General features: G+C 66.4%; 16 protein-coding genes. 6 read left to right on the forward strand and 10 right to left on the reverse strand.

The window, feature by feature from the left end:
- Positions 1–4: 4 nt before the first annotated feature.
- Together ACQHI0_RS32360 and ACQHI0_RS32365 are read left to right on the forward strand one after the other, a co-directional pair.
- Positions 5–5,371 carry an amino acid adenylation domain-containing protein gene (locus ACQHI0_RS32360; protein WP_427905498.1) on the forward strand — a complete coding sequence of 1,789 codons (5,367 nt, stop codon included), beginning with the start codon at positions 5–7 and terminating at the stop codon, positions 5,369–5,371.
- Positions 5,372–5,426: 55 nt separating this feature from the next.
- Complete coding sequence (locus ACQHI0_RS32365) at positions 5,427–10,088, forward strand: amino acid adenylation domain-containing protein (protein WP_427905499.1); 4,662 nt, start codon at positions 5,427–5,429, stop codon at positions 10,086–10,088.
- A gap of 21 nt (positions 10,089–10,109) precedes the next feature.
- On the opposite strand, the gene ACQHI0_RS32370 is transcribed toward ACQHI0_RS32365, so the two are convergent.
- The 8 genes from ACQHI0_RS32370 to ACQHI0_RS32405 form a co-directional block, all read right to left on the reverse strand.
- Positions 10,110–11,576 (reverse strand): ATP-binding protein, encoded by a 1,467-nt coding sequence (locus ACQHI0_RS32370; RefSeq protein WP_427905500.1) that lies wholly within the window; start codon positions 11,574–11,576, stop codon positions 10,110–10,112.
- A 16-nt stretch (positions 11,577–11,592) separates the two neighbouring features.
- On the reverse strand, positions 11,593–12,375 hold the full coding sequence (locus ACQHI0_RS32375; protein WP_427905501.1) for an ESX secretion-associated protein EspG: 783 nt from the start codon (positions 12,373–12,375) through the stop codon (positions 11,593–11,595).
- Complete coding sequence (locus tag ACQHI0_RS32380) at positions 12,372–13,748, reverse strand: PPE domain-containing protein (RefSeq protein ID WP_427905502.1); 1,377 nt, start codon at positions 13,746–13,748, stop codon at positions 12,372–12,374. The genes ACQHI0_RS32375 and ACQHI0_RS32380 overlap by 4 nt, the downstream gene beginning before the upstream one ends.
- Positions 13,748–14,140 carry a hypothetical protein gene (locus tag ACQHI0_RS32385; RefSeq protein ID WP_427905503.1) on the reverse strand — a complete coding sequence of 131 codons (393 nt, stop codon included), beginning with the start codon at positions 14,138–14,140 and terminating at the stop codon, positions 13,748–13,750. The genes ACQHI0_RS32380 and ACQHI0_RS32385 overlap by 1 nt, the downstream gene beginning before the upstream one ends.
- 18 nt (positions 14,141–14,158) lie before the next feature.
- Positions 14,159–14,707: a DUF3558 domain-containing protein gene (locus tag ACQHI0_RS32390; protein WP_427905504.1), complete on the reverse strand. Its 549-nt coding sequence runs from the start codon at positions 14,705–14,707 to the stop codon at positions 14,159–14,161.
- A 722-nt stretch (positions 14,708–15,429) separates the two neighbouring features.
- The gene (locus ACQHI0_RS32395) at positions 15,430–18,996 is read right to left on the reverse strand and encodes a toxin glutamine deamidase domain-containing protein (protein ID WP_427905505.1); all 3,567 of its coding nucleotides are present in this window, start codon (positions 18,994–18,996) and stop codon (positions 15,430–15,432) included.
- Complete coding sequence (locus ACQHI0_RS32400; protein ID WP_427905506.1) at positions 18,997–19,317, reverse strand: type VII secretion target; 321 nt, start codon at positions 19,315–19,317, stop codon at positions 18,997–18,999. It lies immediately after the preceding gene.
- Entirely contained in the window at positions 19,314–19,820 is a 507-nt protein-coding gene (locus tag ACQHI0_RS32405; RefSeq protein WP_427905507.1) for a YbaB/EbfC family nucleoid-associated protein, read from the reverse strand. The genes ACQHI0_RS32400 and ACQHI0_RS32405 overlap by 4 nt, the downstream gene beginning before the upstream one ends.
- Before the next feature lie 69 nt (positions 19,821–19,889).
- Here ACQHI0_RS32405 and ACQHI0_RS32410 point away from each other — a divergent pair, with 69 nt between their 5' ends.
- The 3 genes from ACQHI0_RS32410 (at position 19,890) to ACQHI0_RS32420 (ending at position 21,369) form a co-directional block, all read left to right on the forward strand.
- Entirely contained in the window at positions 19,890–20,081 is a 192-nt protein-coding gene (locus ACQHI0_RS32410; RefSeq protein WP_427905508.1) for a hypothetical protein, read from the forward strand.
- A gap of 70 nt (positions 20,082–20,151) precedes the next feature.
- On the forward strand, positions 20,152–20,667 hold the full coding sequence (locus tag ACQHI0_RS32415; protein ID WP_427905509.1) for a hypothetical protein: 516 nt from the start codon (positions 20,152–20,154) through the stop codon (positions 20,665–20,667).
- A gap of 102 nt (positions 20,668–20,769) precedes the next feature.
- Positions 20,770–21,369 carry an SMI1/KNR4 family protein gene (locus tag ACQHI0_RS32420; RefSeq protein WP_427905510.1) on the forward strand — a complete coding sequence of 200 codons (600 nt, stop codon included), beginning with the start codon at positions 20,770–20,772 and terminating at the stop codon, positions 21,367–21,369.
- A 585-nt stretch (positions 21,370–21,954) separates the two neighbouring features.
- Here ACQHI0_RS32420 and ACQHI0_RS32425 read toward each other — a convergent pair.
- Together ACQHI0_RS32425 and ACQHI0_RS32430 are read right to left on the reverse strand one after the other, a co-directional pair.
- Positions 21,955–23,304 (reverse strand): SagB family peptide dehydrogenase, encoded by a 1,350-nt coding sequence (locus ACQHI0_RS32425; protein ID WP_427905511.1) that lies wholly within the window; start codon positions 23,302–23,304, stop codon positions 21,955–21,957.
- 34 nt (positions 23,305–23,338) lie between these two features.
- Positions 23,339–24,316 (reverse strand): ABC transporter substrate-binding protein, encoded by a 978-nt coding sequence (locus tag ACQHI0_RS32430; RefSeq protein WP_427905512.1) that lies wholly within the window; start codon positions 24,314–24,316, stop codon positions 23,339–23,341.
- Between the two features lie 168 nt (positions 24,317–24,484).
- On the opposite strand from ACQHI0_RS32430, the gene ACQHI0_RS32435 reads away from it, so the two are divergent.
- Positions 24,485–26,332 (forward strand): ABC transporter ATP-binding protein/permease, encoded by a 1,848-nt coding sequence (locus ACQHI0_RS32435; RefSeq protein ID WP_427905513.1) that lies wholly within the window; start codon positions 24,485–24,487, stop codon positions 26,330–26,332.
- The last annotated feature ends 32 nt before the right edge of the window (positions 26,333–26,364 follow it).

Consider the following 26,364-nt stretch of genomic DNA (forward strand, 5'->3'; position numbering starts at 1 on the left):
GAACATGTCTGACACCGAAGCCACCCTGTCCGTCGCGGAACGCCGCAAACTGCTGCTGCAGCAGAAGCTGCGCGAACGCGGCATGGCCGCCGTGACCGCGCAACCCGTTGCCGTACCGCGGATTCCGGCGGGGGAGCAGCGTCCGCTGACTCCCGGCCAACGCCGCATGTGGTTCCTGCAGACCCGCGATGCGGACGACACCGCCCTCAACATCTGCGTCGCCTACCGGCTCACCGGCCCGCTCGACGCCGACCGCCTGCATGCCGCGTTCGACGCGGTGGTGGCCCGCCACGACATCCTGCGTACCACCTACGGCGCGGATGCCGAGGGCACGCCGTACCAGGTGTTCGCCGCCGATGCCCGCGCCGAGTGGTCGACCCACGACGTCACCGAGCGCGAGGAGTCCGACCGCGACCTGCGCGTCGAGGTGCTGGCCCAGCGCGACTTCGCCCGCCCCTTCGCCCTCGGCACCGAGCTCCCGTTGCGCGCCACGCTGATCCGCACCGGGGCCGACGAGCATGTCGTGCTGTTCACCATCCACCACATCTGCTGGGACGACGACTCCTGGGCCATCTTCTTCACCGAACTCAACGCCGCCTACCGGGCAGGCGCCACGGCTTCGACGAGCACCTCTCCGGACGAGGCGAACGCCACCGGGCCCGTGGCAGCGGAATCCCGTTCCGGCACCGTCCAATTCGCCGCGATCGCGCCCATCGCCGAGCCCGCCGAGGCCGACGTCGACTACTGGCGTGCGGCCCTGCGCCCGCTGCCCGAACCCCTCGAACTTCCCGGCGCCGCCGCGGCCCGCCCGGGCAGGCACGCCCGGCGCCGAACCCACCGGCTCCCGGCCGACCTCGTCACCCGCACCGAACAGTTCGCGCGTGAGCAGGCCGCGACCCCGTTCATGGTGCTGCTGGCCGGTTTCGACGCCCTTGTGCACCGCTACACCGCCGCTGACGACTTCCTCGTCTCCATCCCGGTGACCGACCGTCCCGTCGGCACCGAACAGCTCATCGGCTACTTCGGCAACACCCTGCTGCTGCGCGCGGGAATCGGTGGGCGCGACGACTTCGCCACCCTGGTCGCCGGTGTCCGCGATACGTGTACCGGCGCGTTCGCCCGCCGCAGTGTCGGCATCGACCGTGTCGTGCGCGAAGCGAATCCGGACCGGGTCGCCGGGCGCGACGGCATGGATCAGCTGGTCCGGCTCGGTTTCAGCGTGCGCAAGAGCGCCGACGGTTTCGCCATCGACGGCGTCACGTCCACCCAGCTCGAGCTGGGCGCGGCGAGCGCGCAGGTGCCGCTGGCCTTCGCCGTGGTGCTCGAGGCCGACGGTACCGCGGTGGTGGAAGCCGAGTACCAGACCGACGTACTCGCCGATACCCTCGTCGACCAGCTGCTCGAGCACTTCGGCCGGCTCCTCGACAGCGCACTGCGCGACCCGAAGCGCAGGCTCGCCGATCTCGACATGCTCGGCGCCGCCGATCGGGCCGCGCTGCTCGGCCGTTCGCACGGCGTGCTCGTCGACGAGCCCGCGACAACCCTTGTCGCCCTGCTGGAATCGGCCGCCGCTGCCACTCCGGAAGCGCTCGCGCTCGTCTCCGACGACGTCGAGCTCACCTACGCCGCGCTGCACGCTCGCGCGAATCGCCTGGCGCACTGGCTGATCGAGCAGGGCGTCGGCGCCGAAGACATCGTCGGCCTTCGCCTTGGTACCTCGGTCGAGTTCATCGTCGCGGTGCTCGCGGTCCTGAAGGCCGGTGGCGCCTACCTGCCGATCGACCCCGCCTACCCGGACGACCGCATCGAGTACCTGGTCGACGACGCGAAGCCCCGATTGCTGCTCGGCGCAGTCGAATTGGCCGCCGCGGAGGCGGCGGCGACCGCCCTGCCCGCGACGGCACCCACCGATGCCGAACGCCTGCGTCCGCTGCGCCCGTCGAACCTGGCCTACGTCATCTACACCTCGGGCTCCACCGGCAAGCCCAAGGGTGTTCCGGTGCCGCACAACGCGATCGCCGAACATATCGTCTGCTTCACCGCCGACTGGAACATGACCGCCGCCGACCGGCTGATGCAGTCTTCGTCGGTCAGCTTCGACGCCTCCCTGGTCGACATCGCGATCACGCTGACCGTCGGCGCGCAGCTGATCGTGCCCAAGCCCAACGCTTTCCGCGATATCCGCTACGTCGCCGACCTCATCAGCCGCCGCCAGGTGACCGTGCTGCACATGGTCCCGTCGATGCTGAGCACCTTCCTGCTGCTGCCCGAGATCAGCGAATGGCAGTCGCTGCGCCAGATCCCGGTCGGCGGCGAGGCGCTGCCCGGTGAGGTCGCCGACCGCTTCGCCAACACCCTCGACGCCGAACTGCGCAACCACTACGGCCCGACCGAAGCCGTGGTCTGCTCCACGCACATGCCGGTCGCGGGCCCGCAGGGCACCGGCGTGGTGCCGATCGGTATCCCCAACCGCAACGTCTACACCTACGTTCTCGACGAGGCGCTGCAGTTGGTGCCCGACGGTGTGGTGGGTGAGCTCTACCTGGGCGGTGACCAGCTGGCCCGCGGTTACCTGGAGCGCGCCGGGCTCAGCGCCGAGCGCTTTGTCGCAGATCCGTTCGCGGCCTCGGCGAGTGCGGTGCTCGGGTCCGCCGGCTCGACCGTCGAAGACGCGGCGGCCCTCACCGTTACCAGCATGCCAGATTCTATCGACGATACTGAATCTAACGTTGCTAGCATTAGTGGCGCTAGCAATGCTACCGGCGATACAAATGGCACCGCCGCGTCTGCCGGTGGCAGCGCCGCAGCGGGTGCGCGCATGTACCGCTCCGGTGACCTGGTGCGCCGCAACAGCTTCGGTGAACTCGAGTTCGTCGGTCGTGCCGACGAGCAGGTGAAGGTGCGTGGTTTCCGCATCGAACTCGGCGAGGTGGAAGCCGCGATCGCGGCCCATCCCGCCGTCGCCCACTGCGTTGTCGTGGTGACCGAGGACCCGGCCATCGGCGCGTTGCTGGCCGCGTACGTGGTCCCTGCCGAGGGGACCATCGACCTCGAGCAGGTCCAGGCCTTCGCCTCGTCCGCCCTGCCGGAATTCATGGTGCCCAGCGCTTTCGCGGTGATCGCGGAGATCCCGCTGACCGTCAACGGCAAACTCGACAAGCGCGCCCTGCCCGCCGCGACCCCCGCCGTCGCGCGCACCCACCGCGCCCCGGCCACCGCCACCGAGCGCAAGGTGTGCGCCCTGTTCGGTGCCCTGTTCAACCTCGACGAGGTGAGTGCGGAGGACTCCTTCTTCGAACTCGGCGGCCACTCCCTGCTCGCGGCCCGCCTGGTAGCCCAGGTCCGCGCCGAATTCGGCATCGAACTCGACGTCCGCGTCGTCTTCGACAGCCCGACCCCCGCCGCCCTCGCTGTCAACCTGGTCGCCCGGTTCCTGGCGGAGTTCGATATCGACCTCGACGCCATCGACAACGATTTCGACGACACCCCTGCCGCTACCGAGAGCGCTACCGCGACTGCTGCGACCGCGAATGCCACCACTGCGACAGCGGAGTCTGCCTCCACCGATATCTCGGGAGCGGTCACCGGATCGGGGCGGTCGCCTCGCCCCGCGATCGGTGGGCGCCCACGTGGCGAGCGGGTTCCGCTGTCGTACTCGCAGTTGGCGATGTGGTTCCAGTACCGGATGGAGGGTGCCGGTTCGGTCGGCAACCTGCCGCTGGCCATGCGCTTCGACGGTGCGCTCGACATCGCCTCGCTGCGCGCGGCGCTCGATGACGTGGTCGCCCGGCACGAGTCGCTGCGCACCACCTTCCCCGAACACGATGGCGTGCCCTACCAGGTGGTCCACCCCGCCGCTCCGGTCCCGTTGCCGGTGCGCGAGGTCGCGTCCGCGCAGCTCACCGAGGTCCTCGCCGAGATCGCCGACTATCACTTCACCCTCGACGGTGAACCGCTGATCCGCGCCGAACTGCTCGTCCTCGACGCCGACACCCACGTGCTCTCGCTGCTGGTGCACCATATCGTCGCCGACCACGCGTCCTTCGGCGTGCTGCTCGACGACCTCACCACCGCCTACCGGGCGCGCAGCGAGCAGGGCGACACCCCGAGCTGGGCGCCGCTACCGGTCCAGTTCGCCGACTACGCGCTGTGGCAGCGTGAGCTGTTCGACCAGGCCGCGCCGAGCGCGTTCGCCACGGACCAGATCGACTACTGGCGTGCCGCGCTCGCGGACGTCCCCGAGGAGATCGCGGTCGCCCACGATCGGCAGCGTCCGCCGGTGCTCGGCAAACGCGGTGAAGTGGTGAGCTTCTCGCTGCCCGCCGCCGTTCGCTCCGGGCTCGAAGCCCTCGCGATCCGCAGTGGCGCCACCGAATTCATGGTGTGCCAGGCCGCGGTCGCCACCTTGCTGCACACGCTCGGCGGTGGCACCGACATCACCCTCGGCACTCCCGTCGCGGCGCGCACCGATCCGGCGACGACCACCCTGATCGGGCTGTTCGCCAACATGGTCGTGCTGCGCAACGACCTGTCGAACGGACCCACCCTGCGCGACACCGTGATTCGGGCGCGCAATGTGGTGCTCGACGCCAACGCGCACCAGGAGCTCCCGATCGAGCGCCTGGTCGAAGCGCTCAACCCGCGTCGCTCACGTTCGCGGAACCCGTTGTTCCAGAGCATGATCCACTTCCGCGGCGCCGACTGGGCGCCCACCACGCTCCCGTTCGCGACCTCGGGGGAGAGCACCGTCACCGTGCTGCCCGCCGACTTCGACGTCTCCTTCCTCGACCTGAACCTGAGCCTGAATGTGACCGCCGACGGCGGCATGGATGTCCGCGTCGTCGTCAACGCCGATCTGTACGACCCGGCCACCGCCGCGCTGATCGCCGACGCACTCGCCGCCACGCTGCGCGCCTTCGCCGAAACGTCCGACCTGCCGGTCGCCGACCTGCGCGTGCTGCCCGCCGCGGATCTCGAGCGACTGCTGGCCGCACCCGCCCCGGTCGCCGCGAGCGCCGTCGCCACCGGTGCGGCGGCCGACTCCGACACCGAGCGGGCGCTGATCACGCTGATCGAGGAGCTGCTCGACACCGAGGACGTCACCGGCGAGGACAACTTCTTCGCCATCGGCGGCGACAGCGTGATCTCCATCCAGTGGTCGGCCCGCGCCGCGGAACTGGGGTTGGCGCTGACCCCGCAGCTCGTGTTCGAGTGCGCGACGATCACCGAACTTGCCGCCGCCGTCGACGCGGCCGCGGGTGAGTCGCACACCGAAGAGCCCGAACAGGTTTCGCACGCGCCGATGAGTGCATCCGGCCTCGAGGCCGATGCCTTGTCCGCGCTGACGGCCGCTTGGTCTGCCCAGGGATGAACAACTCGGCGAGCTCGCGCCACAGCGACACCCCACAGCTAGGAGAGGACGCAGCATGAGTGCGCCGCAGATCGAAGACGTACTCGCGCTGAGCCCGCTGCAGGAGGGACTGTTCTCCCTCTCCCGGCTTACGGGCACCGAGATCGACCTGTACACGATGCAGTTCGTGGTCGACATCGACGGCCCGCTCGACACCGAGCTGCTGCGTCGCAGCGCGCAGGCCATGCTGGACCGGCATCCGAACCTGCGTGCCGCGTTCTGGGACACCGATGTGCCCAAGCCGGTGCAGATCATTCCCTCGCACGCCGAACTGCCGTGGGCCGAACGTGCCGCGCACTCAACGGAATTCGACTCGATCGCCGAATCCGAGCGGCGCGTGCCGTTCGTGCTGAGCCGCGGGCCCGCCCTGCGCGTGCTGCTGCTCGACGTCACCGACGCGCCCGAGCCGCGCAGGCGGATGATCCTCACCGCGCACCACATCCTGATGGACGGGTGGGCGGTCGCGGTCTTCTTCCAGGAGCTGCTCGCGGTCTATCGGGCGGGCGGCACCCTCGACGGCCTTGCCGCGCCGCGCCCCTACCGTGACTACATCGGCTGGCTCGGCGCCCAGGACCACGACGCCGCGGCCCGCCGCTGGGCCGAGTACCTGCGGCAGGTCAGCGCACCGCTGGTGCTGGCCGACGGCACCGGGGGTGCCGGTGTTCCCCAGACCACGCGGCTCCGGCTCTCCGCCGGGGAGACCGAGCGGCTCCAGCAGTGGGCGCGGGCCAACGGCATGACGCTCAATACGGCCGTGCAGTTCGCCTGGACGCTGCTGCTGAGCCGCATCACCGATCGCCGCGATGTCGTCTACGGCACCACCATCTCCGGTCGCCCCGAGAAGCTGACCGGCGTCGAAGGCATGGTCGGCCTGTTCATCAACACCGTGCCGGTGGTGCACCGCATCGATCCCACCGAGCCGGTTGTCGCGCAATGCGCACGCCTGCAACGTGATTCGTCCACCATGCGCGACATCGGCTACCTCAGCCTGTCGACCCTGCAGCGTGCGGCGGGCCACGGCGCCCTGTTCGACACCCTGTTCGTCTTCGAGAACGCCCCCATCGACGACGCCATTCAGACGGTCACCACTCCCGACGGTGCCCAGTTCCGCCCGATCGAGATGGAAAGCCTCGCCCACTACCCGCTCACGGTCGTCTCCCATCTGAGTGACGGCGAACTCCTCGTCCTCGTCGAAGCGATCCCCGCCCTCCTCGGCCACCTCGATCCCGCCGACCTCGGCGCGCGCATGCTCACCATCCTGCGCACCCTGTCCACCCTCGACGCCACCGCGACCACCGAGGCGATCGACCTGCTCACCGAGGCCGAGCATGCCGAACTCCTGAGCGAGGCAACGGATATCACCCCGGCTCCCACCGCCGCCCCGTGGGAACTGTTCGAGCAGCAGACCACCGCCACCCCGGACGCGATCGCCCTCACCACCACCGCCGGTGAGGTTTTCACCTACCGTGAGTTGCATGACGAGGCCTGCCGGTTGGCGGGGGAGTTCGCCGATCACGGTGTCGGCCCGGAAACCGTTGTCGCGCTGATGCTCCCACGCGGCACCCGCTCGATCATCGCCATCCTGGCGACGTTCGCCGCGGGTGCTGCCTACGTCCCCGTGGACATCTCCCTGCCGGTTGGCCGCATCGAATCCATCCTGCGCCAATCGAACCCGACGCTCGCTGTGCTCCTCGGGGCAGACCGTGCCCTGCTCGACAACGCAACCATCGACACATCGTCTGTGGACCGTGGGCACGGCACTGCGCCTTTCGCCGTGACAATCGCAGACGCCGCCGTGGCAGCTGGGCACAATTCGGCCGGCGACGGCGCGATTGCCGGTGTCACCTCGACATCGGCCGATCGGCGAGTGGTCCAGGTGTTGGCGCTCGACGAGGCTGCCGTCGTAGAGCGGATCGCGGCCCGGTCGGCACAGGCCCCCGCAGTGCGCCGCGAACTCGACCACAGCGCCTACATCATCTTCACCTCCGGTTCGACCGGCGAACCCAAGGGTGTCGTCGGCACGAATGCCGCGCTGGCGGGATATTTCGCCGATCACCTGGAGCGTTTCTACCGCCCGGCCACGGAGAAGCTCGGCCGCCCTCTGCGGATCGCCCACGCCTGGTCGCTCGGCTTCGATGCCTCCTGGCAGCCGATGGTCGGCTTCTTCGCCGGCCAGGCCCTGCACCTGTTCGACGCCGAGGAGATGCGCGACGCGCACCGAATCGTCTCCGGGATAGCCGAATTCGACATCGACATGATCGACACGACCCCGTCGATGCTCGCCCAGCTGGCGGCAGCGGGCCTGCTCGACCGCGAACTGCCGGTGCTCGCCCTCGGCGGCGAGGCCATCGACACCGCCCTGTGGGCGCGACTGCGCGCCCTGCCCGGGACGGCTGTGTACAACTGCTACGGCCCCACCGAGACCACCGTCGAAGCCGTGGTCGCACCGGTCGCCACCTCGGAGATCCCGACGATCGGCACCGCCAACGGCGGCATGGTCGGCTACGTCCTCGACTCCCGGTTGCGCCCGGTCCCGCAGGGCATCGTCGGCGAGCTCTACCTGTCCGGTGTGCAGCTGGCCCGCGGCTATCTCGGCAAACCCGCCATCACCGCGGACCGTTTCATCGCCGACCCCACCCGCCCTGGCGAGCGCATGTACCGCACCGGTGACCTCGTACGCAGGCTTCCCGGTGGCCGGTTCGGCTACCTCGGCCGCGCCGACGCCCAGGTGAAGGTGCGCGGCTATCGCATCGAGGTCGGCGAGATCGAGACCGCGCTGCGGCGCTCCGCCGATATCGACACCGCCGCGGTGACCGTCGTACGCCGCGCCGGTGGCGCGTCGCTGGTCGGCTTCGTCGTCGGCAAGGCCGGTCGCGCCGTGATCGTCGGCCGGGTGCGCGCTGATCTCGCACAACGCCTGCCCGCGTACATGATTCCCGCGCGCATCGTCGTGATGGACCAGCTGCCGGTGAACGTCAACGGCAAACTCGACAGTCACGCGCTGAACGAGCTCGCCGAGCAGTCGCTTTCGGTCGCCGACAACAACGCGGCGGCCGAGACGCCTACCGAGATCGCGCTGAGTGAGCTCTTCGCCGAACTCTTCGACGGCCGCGCCCCAGGAATCGACGCCGACTTCTACGAACTCGGCGTCGACAGCATCGTCGCGATCTCCCTCGTCAACAAGGCCCGCCGCCGCAGCCTCGCCCTCAACCCGCGAATGGTGCTGGCCTGCCCGACTATTCGCGAGCTCGCCGCTGCCGTCGACGACGCACCGGTCGCCGCAGCGCAATCCGGAGAAGACGCCTACGGTTTGGTCCCGCCGCTGCCGGTGGTCTCCTGGATGTACGAATACGGCAACTACCGCCGCTTCACCCAGGCCGCACTGCTGCGCCTGCCCGCCGGAATCGACCGCGCCGCACTGGAATCCACCATCCAGTCGCTGCTCGACGCGCACGACACCCTGCGCGCCGTCCTCACCGACACGACGGACGGCCCGCGTCTGGTCACCCGCGCGCCTGGTGCGGTGAACGCCGCCGACCTGTTGATCGAAGCACCCCGCGATCTCGCCGGTGCCGAAGTCGACTCGGCTATCACCGAATTCGCGCGGATCGCCAACGACGCCATCGATCCCCGCGCGGGTGACATGGTGCGTGCGGTGTGGTTCCAAGGTGCCGACATGCTCCTACTGACGATCCACCACCTCGCGGTCGACGTCGTGTCCTGGCACATAATGCTCGACGCCCTCGCCGCCGCCTGGCAGCAGATCCAAGCGGGCGTGACACCGAAGGCGCTGCCCGAGTTCACCTCCTACCGGCAGTGGTCCGCGGCCATGTGGCAGCGCGCCTCGGAGCCGGAAGTCCTTGCCCAGCGCGACTACTGGTCCACTCAGGTCCGCCAGCCTGATGCCGCACTCGGCTCCCGGCACCCCGCGCCGACCACCGACACCTGGTCGAGCCTGCGCGTCAGTACCGTCTCGACCCCCGTGGCGGTCACCGAACGCCTGCTCAACCGCGTCGGCAAGGACGAGGGTGTTCGCGAATTCCTCCTCACCGCCCTCACCATGACCATGACCTCGCTGCACGCGGACAACGGAAATGACCCGGCCGCAGGCGCATTGATCGCCATGGAAGGCCACGGCCGTGCCGACACCACCCTCGGCACCGACACGGCCAACACCCTCGGCTGGTTCACCAGCGTGTTCCCCGTCCGCCTCGGCGTCGGTGCCAACGCGGTGGATGTCGCACGCGCACAAGCGGACCCAGCGGCGGCCCGCGCACTGCTCGACTCGGTCTCGACCCATCTGCGCGAAATACCCAACCAGGGGCTCGATTACGGACTACTCCGCTATGTCAACCGCGCCGCAGAACTTCACACGGCCGCCGAGCCGCAGGTCGAGTTCAACTACCTCGGCCGAATCGACCTCAGCGGCAACGAATCCGACCCCTGGTCCCTCCTGGTCGGCAAGCATGACCAAGCTCTACCGCTCGACCCTGAACCCGACCTTCCCCTGCGCTACGCGATAGACGTCATCGCAGGCATCGGCACCACCCCCGAAGGCCCAGCTCTGACCACCAACTTCCGCTGGAGCGCATCCCTGTTCACCGAAGACAAGGCCGCGCGCTTCGCCGAACTCTGGGAGCAGGCGGTCAGCACGCTCGCCGACGTAGTAGACGGGTAGGCGACCACGCCGCCGCCGGCTTCATGGACGCCGCCACGCCGCGATCAGGTCGTCGGGGGTGAAGGAGGCGGCAAGGTGGTCGGTGGAGATGCCGGAGCGGCTGACGGCGATCAAAGGGATGGGGTCATCGGTCAGCCGGAAGCGGTGGTTTTGCAGTGCGGTGAGGTCGTGGAGGTCGAAGGGTGAGTTCTCGAGCCACTTGATGGAACCGAGAAAGGCGAGCTCCTTCGCGACCGGTTCCCGATCGGCGCCGACGATGTCGATTTCCACGTCGTTGGTGCGAGTCCAATACCCGCCGATGGCGGGGACGGCGGGGATGCCTTGGGCCGGGAGGATCCTGGCGAGCGAGTCGCGGACCAGCGGTTCCACCGCGCGCCCGCGCCAACTCGTCCATCCGCGGCGAATCCGATCCACAGTCAAGTCGCTGCGCAGGCGATCCAGTTCGGGCAGATAGGGGCCGAGAAAGGTGAGCCAGAACCGTAGGTAGGAGTCGGTGATCCGGTAGCGGCGTTCCTTCGATGAGGTGAGGCTGATCGGTAGTTCCGCGGCCACGATTCCTTTGTCTACCAGCAGGGTCAGGGCACGCGTGAGGCTCGTACCGGCCAGACCGCCGGCGGCACGGGCGATATTGGTGAACGTTCGTTCGCCGCTGCCGATCGCAGAGAGAACTCGGCGCGCCAACGTCTGATCGGGGAACTCGGCCGCCAGGGACAGCTGCGCGGAGACGATCAGCGGACTGACCGGGTCGGCCAGTTCTCTCATCAAGAACTCCCACACGCCCTCGCCAGCACGCCATCGCGCGCAAATGATGGGCAGTCCGCCGGTGATGAGGGTGGCATCGAAGGCTACCGCGGCATCGGAGCCGGTCATGACAGCCACATCGGCAGGATTGAGCGGGCCCAAGCGCATCTCGGTGCCGCGCTGATGAAACGGGCGCCCATACGACGTGAGCGCGGCCATCATGGCGAGATCGGAACCGATCAGGATCAACAGCACCGGTTTGCGGCACAGTTCGCGGTCCCACGCGCGTTGCAAGACACTCTCGAACGCGCCGGAATCGTCCATCAGGTAGGGCAGCTCGTCGAGAACGACGATACTCGGCTCACCGTCGGGCAGAATGCCGGCGAGCTGCCGAAGGGCTGCGGTCCAGTTGGCCGGAAGTGCCTCGCCGAAGATCTCGGCATCGGGCAGCGAGGAATGCGCGACCGTGTCGGAGAACTCGGCCAACGGGTCGGTTCCGAGTCCGATCTCGCTGGTGTAGAAGACATTTGGCACACCGCTGCGCTGGGTGAACTCCTCGATCATTGCAGACTTACCGATACGGCGACGGCCGCGAAGGATCAGGCAACACCCCGGTTTCGAGGTTCCGATCGCGGAGCGGATGCCGGACAGGGCGGCGCCCAAGGTGTGCAACTCGTGCCATCGCCCGACGAAGTCCATCGCACCCCTTAGTATCATTGATGATAGTAACGTCGATGATACCGCCAAATGTGGGCATTACCCCTTATCGGCGCTCGGTGAACATGGCGATGTGGTTGGCCAGGCGGTGTTGGAGTTCGGCGGGTGGGCCGGGGATGACGGTGAAGTTGTCGGCGTCGTGGTGCTGGATGAGGTAGCGGCCGTCGGTCGGGTAGTCCAGCCAGAGGAAGGCTTTGCCGTCGGTGGTGGGGCGCGAGTCCACCTGGAAGCCTGGGTAGACGGTGATTTCGCCGGTGCCGGTGCGGGGGCGACGGAAGAATCGTTGCGTCTGTTCGGCGGGGGAGAGGCGGGTGGGGTGGCGGGCGTAGGTGGCGGTGTCGAGGTCGCTGCGACGGCCTTCGAAGCGTGGCGTCGAACCACCATGTGCACGAGGAAGTTTCGCGACGATGGCGGCTGCCAGCTCTGGCAGTGGCACGATGCTCAAGGTGATATCCCCGCCTTGCTCGCGGGTGGGACCTGATGCTTGGACCGCCAAAGCCGCGTGGTCCTCGATGATTCCCGCATACGCGCGGACGGCCTCGGACTGACCAGGCCCGTGTAATCCCTCGATCTCGACGCGAACCTCAGGCTCGAGCAGAGCACGGAACACCTTGTGCAGACCGTCGTCGTAGACCTGTCGCAGCCTGGCGAAGGCTGCTTCGCGCCGCTCCTGGTGGATCTCGTTGGTCTCGGCGAATTCGGGTCGGAAGGTCAGCGGGTAGGGCAGGCGGTCGCGGCCATGGGCTTCGAACCCGACAGCGAACGCGTGCGGGTCGAGCTGCCAACTCGTGTGTCGATCCGCGATAGCCGGCGCTTGGTTCCAGCTCACGCGCCGATCACCCCACCTGGCGGCAGGGTCGGCGGAAGCAGCCCGATGAGCTCGTCTTCCCGATCCTGGATGAGGTAGTCCGGAATGGCGTGCTCGCTGTCGTCCTCGCCTTTGCCGCCACCACGGCCGCCGCCCATCATGCCGGGCATGCCACCCATGCCCCTACCGCCTGCGGCGCTGCCTGCTCCGGCGCGGTTACCCGCCGCCCCTGCTGCCGCGCCCGCACCGCCGGGAGTTCCAGGCACGGCGGCGCCTGGTGTGCCGCCGTTCGGCACACCTGATCCGGGTGAGCCCGAACCCGGTGATCCTGTACCGGGTGATCCGCCGCCGGGCGTGGTCGGGGTGCCGGTTCCAACTGGTGTGGTCGCGGCGGGCGTGGTTGCGGCTGGGTCGGTCGCGCTCGGCTCGGTGGAGTCGTCGCCGGTCTCGTCTTCGTTCTGATCGTCACCGGGGTCGGTCGACTGCGGCGACGTGGCGGCCGGATCCTGTTGCGTACCAGCGGTGTCCGTAGCCGGGTTGCCACCATTGTTGCCGCCGGTATTGCCGTTGGAACCACCGGTGTCGCCGTTGTTTCCGGTGCCGGGGACGCTGCCCGGGTCGCCGATGTTGTTGTGGGGCAGGGGCAGAATCGGAGTCTGTCTGTCGACGGTGATCGAGCCGGGCTGGTAGGTGCCGATCATGAAGAGCCGTGCGTCTTCCTCGGCTTCATTCGCGCGGTGCTTTGCCGCTTTGACCACGCCGTTGCCGGGGATATGGCTGACGAACTCGTCGAAAGTCGAAACCTCCTCCGGCTTCGGAATGGCGATCTTCGCCTGTCCGAGAACACCTTCCATGTAGTCGATGCCATTGGCGACCATCTGGAATGTGGTGGGCAGCTTCGCGGCTTCGGTGGTGTAGCTCTTCACCCCATCGATCGCCGAGTTTCCGGATGCGCCCGACCACTTCTCGGACAACACGCGCTCGAAGCTCGTTCGGTAGTTGTTGACCGCGGTCTCGGTTCCCGTAGTCAGGCGCCGCCAAGCGTCCGCGCTGGCGTTGATCTGGCCGGCATCGACACCGGGCTGGCCGTCCTTGCCGCGCAACGCATCCCAGATCTGCTGATGCGACCACGTGCTGAAGGCCTCGGGGGAGACCTTCTCTCCCTCCATGGTCACCGCTGTGCCGGCCAGCAACCTCGACATTTCGTCGCCGATGATGCTGCGGTCGCCCTCCCACGCCTGCTTGCCGTCATTGTCGAGCGTGCTGCGTTCGTTGTCGGCGTTGTCGGACCGATTGTGGTTGTCCCAGATCTTGAAACCACCCAGCGTGCCCACGCTGACGAAGAATTCGCCGACGGCCTCACCGGCATCGCCGACATCACCCCAGAACCCCATCAGATACTCGCCCCCGTCGCGCCGAGCGCGCCCGCGGTCTGCTGGTCGACGGCTTGTAGTTTGCCGATCGCCGCGAGGAAGGTGTCGCGCTGGTCGCGGGCGATGGCGATGTGCTGGTCGAGGCGTTTGACGGCGGAGTCGTTAGGGTCACCGGCGCCGCCTGCTACTGCTTTGGCTTCGTACTTGGCGCGGATCGTCTCGGCGGACGGGAGTCCGCCCCAACCAGTCAGTCGGTCGAGACGCAGCGCGTAGCCCCTCTGTCGCTCGAGATCTGTGATGTATTGGCTCACGACGGTTGCAAGAGCCTGGCCGAGGTCTTCCTCGATCCTGAACTCACCATTGACCGCCTGTGTCTTCATGTTTCGCCAATAGGTGGCGTGGTCCTGTGACATCTAGATTCCTCCCCGCTGCTATTTCGGCAGATGCGGCTCGAGTGCTGCCGCGTACTTCGCTGCCATCTCGCAGGTGTCCCCGATGTGCGATCCTTCGGTACTCAGCCATGCGACATTGATCTCGAACATGCCTTGTTCCGCTTCAAACGAAACATAGCAACTCTCATTGTCCGAATTCTCCTTGGAGATCAGCCCCGCCCGAGAGTTCACCGTGGTCTCGCCGATGACCGTCGCAGACTCTTTGTTGCGAGCCTGGTCCAGCGTGAAGCTGGTGGAGAAGACGCTGACGCTGCGGCTACCGGAGCCGTATCGGTCATCGAGTGGCATCCAGTCACACACCCGCCACGCGGAGGGCCCCGTTGGCGGGTCAGTGAGCACGCCCTTTGTGGCTGGGTCGAGGCCGACGCTCGTCAGCACCTCATCCGACAACGCCCCCCGGCACGGATTGAACACCTCGATACTGTCCGGATCTCGCACAGTCGTCGTGGGCCCAGCCGACCCCTCCTCGGTCCCACCGCACCCCGCAAGCACAGCCGCCCCGACCACACCACAGACCACAGCCCGCATCACCACAACGCTTCGCACAGCTCTCCTACTTGGTCGGACACGGCAGTAACCTGCCTACATCAACTTAGACGCACCCCGAAGCCGATCGGTTCCATCCCATCACAAGCAGTCTTCACCAGGTACTCCCACAGTGATTCGCGCCAACGCGGTTGACGACCTGGGAACATTCGGCGGCCGAAGGTCGAGAACGGTGAGATCTCGCCCGAACATCTCGCCTAGGCGCTGGATGTGCCAGTCGAGGAACGAGCCGGCGGAACGCTCGGTGAGCCCTGTCGAAATTCGATGGAACGCGATCACGGACCGCCGAGAGGCGACAGAACTTCAGGCATTCACATGCATGGAACCACGCCCACGAACCCCGGGGGGAGCGAGCTACCACACTCGAAAACGTGGGAATGCGCGGGGCAGAGCACCATTCGGCAAAGTCTCGACCATCGGAATTCTTGGCACAGCCGATCCCTGAGCAACGACCGCCTATTCAGGTTCTGGTTCGTGGCGCCACCCTTTGGGTCGAACGGTAGCGTAGCCGGTCTCAATTCTACGAGGGGGTACCGAGGATGGAAAGCTCACGATATCGGCGGTTTCCCGTTCTATAACAAGACTGGCTGAACCCCTGCCTGGAGAAGTGTGAACGACCCGCCAACCGGCGTCGAACTCGCTGAGCGTGAAGTCTTCTGAAGCCAGAAACTTGGTGGCAATTTCTCTTGCCTCAGGTTCGCTGATCAAGGGAGCTCACTTTCTCTGAGATGGTTTCCATTTGCATCGATGTACATCACGTCTACAAAAACTGCGTCGCTCTCATCAAACCCGAGGCCCTGGCCCGTCGGCGGCCACGGCTCGATTGTGGAGTTCTGCGAGTCCGATGCCATCGGCGTGCCTTCGACGTTGAAGGCGTTGAACCAGTGACCGCCGCCGCCGTGCCAGTCGACGCCAACGATAGCGCTCGCCCCCGGCCCGAGTTGCGAAAGTGTATCCCGGATTTCTTGGAAGGTCGCCGGGATCCTTTCGCCGCGTTCCCAGCTTGTCATGCACGACATTGGTTCACCGACCTGTGGCGGGTTTGTACTGCGGCCAGCTTCGTTCTCCACACCGCGCCATCTCATTTCGGAGGCACGACTGCAGTCGCCGCAGTTATTGTTGGTACCGGGGAGGTGTGAATATCCCGGGTTTACCCTTTGGATCCATCCGGCAGGATCCTGAAGCGGAGTTACGGGGGTCGGATCACTATTCCCAGTTCGGTCGTACAGCCCCGGGTGACCATGATCGACCTCATCCAAGGTAGGAGGGGAAGTCTGACCCGGTATATTCGCGTTGCCGATGTTGTTACTCAGTTGTTGAAGGTCGTTCGCGTCAAGAACGGAGCCGCTGTTCGGCGGCAAGCCGACCTGTTGCCGTAATAGTGTGGTCAATGCCTCTAGGTCTGCCGCAGTGTTGACGCTGTTAGGGTTTCCCGGAGTCAAATCAATCGTCATGTCGGACATGCCGGGTCCGGCAAGCGGAACCAAGTCTGCCAACACCCAGTCGCCAGAGGAAAGCTGGTTTCCGCCGTTGAAATGCAGATCGACGGCGAGTTGAGCGCGTTCGATCAATTCGTTGACCTCAGCGGAATTGAGGTGGCCACCGCCGATAATCCGAACCGTTATCCGCAGAACCGATACCGGAGCACCGAGTGCTGTCGCGTAGCGCCCAACAATGAAGCGCCGATTACCGTTGTGGTCGGAGACCGGTTGAACACCGGCGTCGGGCTGCTGCGGGCGCAGGCTCTCGCGGGCGATACGTGACTGGTTTGCATTCTGAATCTGTTGGGGGGTGGGACTTGATGGAGGCGCCGACGACTGGGAAGGCGCCATCTGCGCGGGGCCGTTAGCGGGATTTGGTGCGGTCCCCCGGACATTCGCGGGCCCGACAGTAGGCGTCCTGGGAGTACCCGGACTCTGGCTGGGTCGGGCATCGGGGCTGTAACCAGGGTCGGGTGATCGGGTTGTCGGAGCCGGTGTCGGAGTTGTTGTGGGAGTGCCGCTTTGCGGTGCAGTCTGGGCGGAGTTGGCAAGCGTGGTGGAGCTCGGCCGACTGTCGGGGCTGGTTGCTGGGCGCGTTTCGGAAGCTGTCGGCGGGGTTCCGGTGGTTACCGGGGGTGTCGTGGTCGATCTGGGCGATGACGCTGACGGTGGAATTTGGCTTACTGGGGGTGCCGGCGTTGATGTCTGTGTAGCAGTGGACGGCGGGATCGACGCGGCTGGTGTTGTTGTGGGGCTTGTGGTTTGGGGAGCAGTCGCGGTGTGAGTTGTCGCTGTCGAGGTGTCCGTGGAGGACGGGCGGGTGGTGTCGGAAGGAGCGTGCGTCGGACTGTTCGTCGGGGTTGCCGGCTGGGAGGTCGTGGCCGGCGAGCTGGTGGTTGCAGCAGGAGTAGAGGTTGGCGATTGCTGGGGGGTCGACTCCGGGGCGGCAGTTGCCGCGGGTGCCGGCGATGTCGACTCAGGGTTGGCGGGCGTCGTAGGGATGGTGCTCGGTTGTCCGGTGCCGTTCGGGGTAGCCGAGGTCGGGTTCTGTTGTTCGGTGGGGGCGTTGTCGGCTGGAGCGCTCGCCTGGGTTGGGCGGTCCTGGGAGGGGAGATCAAGTGTTGATCCGGTGGAGCTTGGCGGATTGGGTGAGGATGTGTCGGCGGGTGCTTCGGTGCTCGGGTTCGTCGACTGCGGGTTGCTGTTCGTCGGTGTTGACGTGTCAGTGACGCTCGATGGTGTCGCATCGCCCTGGCTGAGTGTTCCATTGGGCGCGTTGGTGTTCGGGTTCGACTGGGTCGTGTCGCCGGTCGAGGGAGTGTCGGCAGGGCTGTTGTTCGGACTGGATGGCTCGGTGTCGCCGGGTGGGTTCTCCGAGGCTGCCGGGCTGTTCGGAGTCGAAGGCGGTGCGGAGTCGGTGGTCCCGTCGGTGTTGGATGGTGCGGAGTCGCTAGTGGGCGGAGTTCCGTTCGCGCCGTTGCTGTTCGGAGTAGCGGAAGGGTCGTCCATTGTTGGAGTATCGGGCGCGGTGGTCTGGGGTGCGGGCGCCTCGTTGCCCGCCGTCCCCTGTTCGCCTGTGGCCGCCGGTGCGGTCGGGGCGCCGTCGGTTCCGGCTGGCGTAGTGGGCGCGCCGTTCGTTGGGTTGCCGTTGTCGGTTCCTGCCGGCGTGGTGGGGGCTGCGCCGTCGGTGGGGCTTTCGGTGTCGATTCCGGCCGGGGTCGTAGGGGCACCATCAGCAGGGCTGCCGTTGTCGGTCGGCGACGGGTTCCCGCCCTCTGACGGCGTGTCAGTCCCAGTAGGGGATGTCGCACCAGGCGGTTCGGTGCCCAACTCGGGAACTGTCGGTGCCGTGGCATTTCCGCCGTGACCACCGGATTCGATTGCGCTCTGGACACCACCCGCGCCAGCGCTGGTGAACGTATCGACGCCGAAATCGAGCTGGAATTCACGATCGTACAAAGCCGCGCCGACGCCGGCGGCGGCTACTTGGGCCGACACGTCAGCGCCTAGTTCGGTGACCGTGCCACCGACTACCTTGCCTGCGAGTTTGCCTGCGGTAGAGGATGCGACATCGCCGAGAGCGCCAGTGCCACCACCCAGAACACCACCGACCGCACCACCGACCGCACCACCGACAGTCGCCAGACTCCAGTCCTTCCAACCGAACTTGTCCGCGGTGCGGTCGCCGTTGGAGACCTGGATCATCCGCGCGGCCAGGTCGACGCCACCTTCTTCCAATGCTTCGAACGCGGCGCCCCGCAACGCAAGTCGGGCCGCGGCTTTGGCGGCACCACGGGTGAGCATGCGGGCGATGAGTTGCTTTATCGCCGTACGGATCGCGACTTGCGCCGCGACTCGTGCGGCGACACCGGCGGCCGCTCCGACGCCGGTCCAGGAGGTCGCAAGGGCCGCGACGAGCGAGACCGCGGTCACGATCATCGTGCCGATGATCACGAGTTTGGTGTGCTCGATATCGTTGGCACCGTCTTCGAGCAGCTCGGCCTGCTTCTCACACCACTGCCGGACCGCGGTAAAAGTGGCTTGATCACCGGACAGTAGTTTGTCGCGGAAGGTCTGGATCGAGGTGTGGGTTTCGCCTTCGGATATCGCCGAGAGCACCACGTTCAACACTGTCGCGGCGTCGTCGTCGACAGTGTTGAGGGTGTTGGCCATCGCGGTCCACCCATCAGCGACCCGACGCATCGCGGTTTCGTCACCGTCGGGCCAATCACCTGCTCCGAGAACGTATTGCGCGACCCATTGCAGCTCGCCGGGAATCTCGATACCCATTTACAGCGAACCCCCTGCCTGACCGATGGCGCCGGCCTGGGTGGTGTCCTGGGCTTGGAAGGTATCGGCGACGGTGACCATGTTCTGGCCCAACTGGGTCATCGTAGTCGCCAGCCCCGTCACCGCTTTTTGGCCGGGATCGACACCGGGTGTGTAGTTCTTGGCGAACGCGGCACCGATCTCGTCGCCACCCCAACATTCACCTTCGGCGGCGATGACCGCAGCGAGGGCTTGGGCAGCGGTGGTGATCGTGGACGCGACCGCGACGAACCCGGGTTGGGTGTTACGGAGTGCTTCGGGGTCGACGTTGACCGAACTCATCGCAGGTAGCTCCGGTTACGGAAGTAGTCGCCTTCGTCGTCGTCGGTGTCATCGACGAGGCTGGGTGCAGCCTCCACGACCGGCTCGGGTAGCGGCGGTGGTGGCGGGGTCAACTGGGCGATGAGGTCTTTCATGCTCGGGGCGCCGGGGACCAGGTCGGACAGGTCCGGCATCGACCCGGTCAGCGAACTCAATGCCTGCTGTTGGATCTGCGAGGTCTGCCGCGTCAGTTCGCTAATGGCTTCGGTGACCGAGCTGCCCAACGACTCGGGCGTCGTCTTCTTGAACGCGTCCGCGGCGATATGGACCTCTGACACGCCCGCGATCGTGCCCGAGACGCGGACCAGGCCGTCGGCCGACCACACGCTTACCAGTTCCGTGGCATGGGACTGGGCGTCGAGCAAGGCGGCCTTCTCCGTGTTGAACGTGTCGAGCATCGAATCGATCTGCGCACGCAACGCGTCGTTGGAAGCCCACGTCGGCGCCGACCAGTCGTCGTTCATGAGACCCTCGATCTGTCAGGAAGCACGTCATGAGTTTGGACGCGCGGGAGTCGTTTGCGGTTGCATTATGTGACGCACGTCTCGCGTGAGGACGGGGATCGTCATGGAGCCGAAGTATTCGACCCCGGCCGGGTCGCCGAGCAATTCGGCGAAATCGAGAAGTGGTTGCGGGGCAATCTTGCGACGGTGGCGATCGGCGGGGCGTTGTTGTCCGACGACGCCAGCGAAGCGACCAGCAGCAATCGCTGCCAGGCTCACTGATTCCAGACAACAAGCCGTCGCCCAAATGATTTGGGTCCGACGAAGCGGTGAAGCCGCATAAGGAGTGAAGGTGCGTACTCGGAAACGGATGAGCGGTCGGCTGCTGTCGACGTTCGTGGCCGCGATAGTTTTGACCCCGGTAGTGGCATGTAGTTCTTCTTCGAGCGGTGAACAAATCTCCGTTCAGGACGGGAACCCTGCATTGACGGCAGCTTTCGCTCGCCTCTTGGAGGAACGGGGAACCGCTCGATTGGGCGACATCGTCACATCATCGGGAATTCAGATCGGCGCGTGGGACCGCATGTACAGCTTCAGTTCCCCCAACACCAGTGACAAGCTCAACCGAACACTGGGGACGGACGGAGCGAAATGGACCGGGCTACACACCCACTCCGAATCGACGACACAGGTGTTCGTACACGAGGGCAAGGTTGTCCTCGCCTACGACGACAGACAGCGAGGTCCGATCGTCAAGCGGCTGACCTACGCAACTCCGGATTCCCTCGTGAGCCCGAAGTCAGCGGTAACCAAGGGCATGGGGGGCGACCAAACGATCTGGTACCTGGAGATACAAGGATCCTCGTGATCGGGCGCCCTTGACTCGCAGGTAGGTTCGTTTACGGAAGTAGTCGCCCTCGTCATCGTCGGTGTCATCGACGAGGGCTGAGGCGCGAGGACGGGGATTGTCATGGAGCCGAAGTATTCGACCCCGGCCGGGTCGGTCGCCGAGCAGTTCGGCGAAATCGAGAAGTGGTTGCGGGGCAATCTTGCGACGGTGGCGATCGGCGGGGCGACAGAAGAGCAGATTCGGGCGACCGCTGTCGCGACCGGTCGGTCATGGCCTGCCGAGTTGGTCCAGCTCTATACCTTGATCAACGGGTTTCCCGCCGAACAGTGGGTGCGGTTGTTGCCCGGCGACGAACTGTTCGATCTGGATCGCGTTCTCAGTGAGCGTCAGCTCGAGCTGGAGGTGTGGGGGCCGATGGCTGAGGAGATGGGGTTCGAGGTCGATCCCGACGGCCAGGCGGGCGACCCGGCGGGGACATATCTGCCTGAGTTCATCCCCTTCGCGGGTGCGGACGGCTACCTGCTGTTCGTCGATACCCGGCCGGGCGAGCTATACGGCTGCGTCACCCGGTTCGAGAAGGTCGATGCCGATGACGCGGGCCCGTTATGGGTGTCGATCAGCGCGATGTTGACCGACCTCGCGACGAGCTTGCGCACCGGGTCCGAGTTCGACGGCTATTCGAGGCCGACCGTTGTCGACGGCCAGCTGGATTGGCGGTGAGGTCAGCGGAGCACCCAGGGGTGCCGGTGTCGTAACCATCCCTGCCCGCTTCCCCGCACCGAACCCCGATTTGCGTCCTCGGCCAACACAATTGGCCCCACGCCCGTTTCGGCGTGTGGCGATGTCGGACCTGGGCGAAGGTGTGCACTCCCGAACCGACCAGGTGCGTACGTGCGAGGCGTACGACGAAGGTGCTCGCAGGAGGCTGGGTTAACAGGGTTGTCTGTCCCTCGGTCGGGCTCTCCGATAACGACCGACAGGAGCGGCCAGGCCCAGGACACGACACAGATAGCCCGTCGTCAGGGCAGACTTCACCCCCGAAACGACGAAAGCCCGACGCATGGAGCGCCGAGCCGTTGCATGTAGGATTTCATCCCACGGTGCGAACAGCTAGTGACTGTTTCGTACCCAGGCCGTTCGGTGAGTTGGTAGCTCACCGGGCGGCCGTTCTTGTTCGTGTGACGCTACACACTCCCGCGCGCACTAGCAACTAGCGAGTTCCCCCTCTGGCCAGGGACTTCCGTGCGAACGGGCGCCCAGGCGATCGCTGGGGCACCCGTTCACAAGGAGATCTTCGGACGTAGGTCAGCGGGTCGGTGAGCCCACGATGATGCTCCCGACGTTGCACTCTTCGAGTTCGTCGAGGCCGGTGGCGGCGGCGAAGGCGGCGGTGTCGCTGAAGCCCTGGGCGACGACGCCGAGGTTCATGGCGGTAGCGGTGAGGTAGACGGTCTGCATGAGGACGCCGACGTGTTTGAGGATGTTGGCGTAGGCGACCTGTTCGTAGCTCCACATGACGCGGCCCGCGCGGGCCGAAACCAGCAGCAGGACTTGGGGTTGCGCGCCGCCTGCCAAGGTCGCGGAGGTGGATTTCAGGAGCTTCTGGACGGCGGGGGAGTCGGCGGGCGCTACGAGGCGCAGGGCGTGGTCGGCCGAATCGTAGTGGTACATACCGTTTTCCAGGCCTGCGACATTGCGCACCACGGGGTAGATCTCGAGTTCGTAGGCGCCGCCACCGGAGGGGTAGGGGCGGGAGCCGTCTTCGCGGGTGCGGGCGGTGCGGAAGAGCAACTCGGCCAATTGAACTGAGGTGATGGGGGCGGCGTCGTCGAAGGCGCGGGTGGAGACGCGGTCTTCGATGGTGGCGGCGAGGCTCGGGTCGCAGACGCGCAGCGAGACCAGGTCGGGCTTCGCGAGGGCGATCGGGTCGCTCGCGAATGACGCGTGGCGCGAAGGCAATTCGGCGAACTGGCCGTCGGCCCAGCGGGTGGGGCCGAAGTCGTCCCAGGTGATCGTGCGGGCGCCGAGGGTGCTGCGGCGGTGGAACCACAGGTCGGGGGTGTTCCAGGAGCGGGTGGTGAACTCGCGCTCCTCCTCGTCGCCGTCCACCAGGAAACCGCACCACTGCAGATCCGCCATGAACTGGGTTTTCACGGCGGCGGGAACCGGGGAGTCGGCGGCGAGGGGACCGTCGAGCAGGGCCAGTAGGCGCGGGTCGTGGATGCGCAGGTCGCACCAGGACCGCGGGTGTTCGAGCACGAAGCCCTGGTTGTCGCGGTGCAGGACAGCGAATTTCGACAGCGTCGCCGACCAGGTGGGCAAGGCCGCCTCGGGGCGCGGGGCGGGGTCGGCGAAGGGGCGGATGCTGTAGAGGTCGCGGCCGCCGTCGCGCACCGTCACCGAGAGCCAGCCGCCATCGGTGAGCTTGCGCATCAGGGCGGTGATGTCGTCACCCGCCGCCGCGGTCGCCATCTCCGCCGCTGTCGCCGGGCCCTGGTTCAGGGTTTTCAGCGCCTGCAGCGCACCCGCGCCCAGACCGGTGAGCTTCTCGTTGCGCGGCGGGTTCAGCAGCACCGCGCCTGCGGGAGTCGTGAGGCAGGTGACGCCCGCGCGGAGGGCGAATCGGGTCTGGGCGGGGTATGCGGAGGCGAGCACGGCGAGTCCTTGCTGGGTCGAACGGTTTCGGTTCCTACTTCGAAGCGGCGGCGAACGCGGGCTCCAGCTTGTCCAACATGTACGGCACCGACAGTGCGCTCGGCTGGTTGATCGCGCTGATCTCCTGCGTGGTCAGGAACACGACCGAACCCTTGCGCACCGAAGGCAGATCGGCGTAACCCGGCAGCTGCCGGTACTTCTCGTCGAGACCGGGGGAGTAACCGGCCAGCAGCAGGTCGGCGGACAGCTCGTCGACCCGCTCCGGCGACAGCGCAAGGCGACCCTGGTTGGCAGGCAGCGCGGTGAGGTTGGCCGGGATGCCCATGCCCAGTGCGGTGAACACCTTGGCCGAGCCGTCGTTGGGGTCGGTCAGCACCATCAGCTGCGCGGGGCTCGCCAGCCAGGTGCTGGCGAAGGTCTTGCCCTTCAGGCCGGGGTTGGCGGTGACGATGCCGGCGATCTTGTCGTCGACCTTCTTGATCACCGCGCTCGCGTCGGACTCCTTGTGCAGCACCTTGCCCAGCGCGGTGACCTGGTCCTGCCACGGGGTGACAGCGTCCTTGGTCAGCGCGGGCAGGGTGGGGGCGACCTTGGACAGGTCGTCGTAGGTCTTCTGATCGGCGATGAACGGGTCGGCCAGGATCAGGTCCGGCTCGAGTGCCGCGACCTGCTCGGCGATATTGCCGGTGGTGTTGAGCGCGGTGGCCTGCTTCAGGGATTCCGGGGTCCACGGCGGGGTGCTCTTGGAGACCGCGGAGACATTGTCGATGTAGCCGACGGGGACCACGCCGAGCGCGAGGGAGCTGTCGAGCCACTGGTTGCCGAGGGCGACGATCTTCTTCGGGGTGCCGGGGACGGTGGTTTCGCCGCGGGCGTGGGTGATGGTCACCGCTTCGCTCTCGGTGGTCACCTCGTCAGTGGAGCCGCAGGCGACGACACCGAGGGTGAGGGCACCGGCGAGCGCGGTCAGCGCCGCGCGTCGCCAGCCGCGCGAAGTCCGAACAGTCGTCATGGGTGCACCCTCCGTAGAGCAAGTTCCAGCGTAAGTCAGCCTAGGCTAACCTACGTACGTTTTCGGTGGTCAATCGATGGTCGAAGGCGCGTGCCGCATGTCCGGCGCAGGTGCTCGAGCCGGGTTAGACTGCGCCGAATTTCGGCCGTCGTGGGATGGGATGCATGCGTGGAGACGTCTAGAGACTGGAGCGTCGAGTGGTTCGAGAGCCTGAAATGGCTCGGGATCGCCTTCCTCATCACCGCAGTGGCATTCGTGGTGATCGCCGTACTGCTGCTCAGGCTGACAAAGTGGGGTCGCCAGTTCTGGTACGTCAGCGGTGATTATTTCCGCGGCCCCGGAGCTTGGCGCACTTGGCTTTTCATCGCGGCACTGCTGGCGATGGCTCTGCTGACTGTGCGATTGAGCGTGCTGATCAGCTACTGGGGCAACGACATGTTCGCCTCGTTCCAGCTCGCCGCATCCGCGTTGAGCTCCGGTGACGACGCGTCACTCTCGGAGGCCAAGACCGGGTTCTGGAACTCCGCGAAGCTGTTCACCCTGCTGATCACGATCTGGACGGTCAAAGAACTGGTGTACTTGTACGCCAAACTGGCCTTCGACATCCGCTGGCGGGTGTGGTTGACCGAGCGTGTCACCGGCGACTGGATGGAGGGCCGCGCCTTCTACCGGGCCCGGTTCATCGACAACACGATCGACAACCCCGACCAGCGAATCCAGGCCGACACCGACACGTTCACCGTGCAGTCCCGCGCACTGGCGCTCGGCGCGGTGACGGCCGTTGTCTCGGTCGTGTCCTTCACCAAGGTCCTGTGGGATCTGTCCGGGCCGATGACCATTCTCGGCGTTACCATTCCCCGGGCAGCGCTGGTCATCGTGCTCGCCTATGTCCTGGTGTCCACCGTGATCGCTTTCTGGATCGGTCACCCGCTGATCCGGATCAACTTCCTGAGAGAACGGACCACGGCCGACTTCCGCTACGCGCTCGTTCGGGTGCGTGACGCGGCGGAGAGCATCGCGTTCTACCGGGGTCAGGGTGTCGAGCGGACCAACCTGCTCAGCCGATTCGCCGCGGTGATCCGGGTCCAGTGGGCCTACATCTATCGGTACATCAAGTTCACCGGCTGGAACTTCGTGGTCACCCAATCCGCCTATCTCTTCCCGTATCTCATTCAGGCACCGCGCTTCTTCAGTGGCTCGATCACCCTGGGTGGAATGAATCAGACCGCTACGGCATTCAGGGAAATTCAGGACTCCCTGTCGTTCTTCCGTGAGTCCTACGACGACTTCGCCGAGTACCGGGCCTCCCTCATCCGTCTCGATGGACTGCTGCTTGCCAGCAAGGAATCGCGTGAGCTGCCCAAGCTCGCCGCCGTCGACCTGGACGACGCCGTGCGCCTCGACAAGGTCGACGTCCGCAAGCCCGACGGTGAAGTGCTCATCGACGACCTGAATTTGCGACTCGTCCCCACTGACGCGCTGGTCGTCAAGGGCGCCTCGGGTAGCGGAAAGACCACGTTGCTGCGCGCGCTCGCGCAGATGTGGCCGTACAGCGACGGCGAGATCAGCCGGCCTGCCGGCACCGATACGTTGTTCCTGTCCCAGCTCCCTTATCTCCCGCTCGGCGATCTGCGGACTGCGGTCGAATACCCGGCCAAGGCCGAGGACGTCACCGACGAGACGCTGCGTGAGGTCCTCGCCAAGGTCCACCTCGGCCATCTCGTCGACCGCCTCGATGAAGAGGCCGACTGGGCGAAGATCCTGTCGCCGGGTGAGCAGCAGCGCTTGGCCTTCGCTCGCATTCTGCTGGTCCGCCCCAAGGTGGTCTTCCTCGACGAGGCCACCTCCGCCGTGGACGAGGGCTTGGAATACTCCCTCTACAAGCTGATTCGCACCGAGGTGCCGGACACCATCGTCGTCTCGGTGGCGCACCGCAGCACGGTCGACCAGCATCACACCCAGGTCCTCACCCTCGAAGGCAACGGTCCGTGGGAACTGGCGCCGGTGAAGGGCTGATCCGACATCGATCCGGTAGCGGCCGAGCAAAG

The organism is Nocardia sp. FBN12, from assembly GCF_050320175.1.
Classification (GTDB): domain Bacteria; phylum Actinomycetota; class Actinomycetes; order Mycobacteriales; family Mycobacteriaceae; genus Nocardia.

Coding starts and splice junctions, on each gene's coding strand:
- ACQHI0_RS32365 (WP_427905499.1), top strand. CDS start 5,427: ATGAGTGCGCCGCAGATCGAAGACGTACTCGCGCTGAGCCCGCTGCAG.
- ACQHI0_RS32360 (WP_427905498.1), top strand. CDS start 5: ATGTCTGACACCGAAGCCACCCTGTCCGTCGCGGAACGCCGCAAACTG.
- ACQHI0_RS32390 (WP_427905504.1), bottom strand. CDS start 14,707: ATGCGGGCTGTGGTCTGTGGTGTGGTCGGGGCGGCTGTGCTTGCGGGG.
- ACQHI0_RS32385 (WP_427905503.1), bottom strand. CDS start 14,140: ATGTCACAGGACCACGCCACCTATTGGCGAAACATGAAGACACAGGCG.
- ACQHI0_RS32405 (WP_427905507.1), bottom strand. CDS start 19,820: ATGAACGACGACTGGTCGGCGCCGACGTGGGCTTCCAACGACGCGTTG.
- ACQHI0_RS32400 (WP_427905506.1), bottom strand. CDS start 19,317: ATGAGTTCGGTCAACGTCGACCCCGAAGCACTCCGTAACACCCAACCC.
- ACQHI0_RS32430 (WP_427905512.1), bottom strand. CDS start 24,316: ATGACGACTGTTCGGACTTCGCGCGGCTGGCGACGCGCGGCGCTGACC.
- ACQHI0_RS32395 (WP_427905505.1), bottom strand. CDS start 18,996: ATGGGTATCGAGATTCCCGGCGAGCTGCAATGGGTCGCGCAATACGTT.
- ACQHI0_RS32380 (WP_427905502.1), bottom strand. CDS start 13,748: ATGGGGTTCTGGGGTGATGTCGGCGATGCCGGTGAGGCCGTCGGCGAA.
- ACQHI0_RS32420 (WP_427905510.1), top strand. CDS start 20,770: ATGGAGCCGAAGTATTCGACCCCGGCCGGGTCGGTCGCCGAGCAGTTC.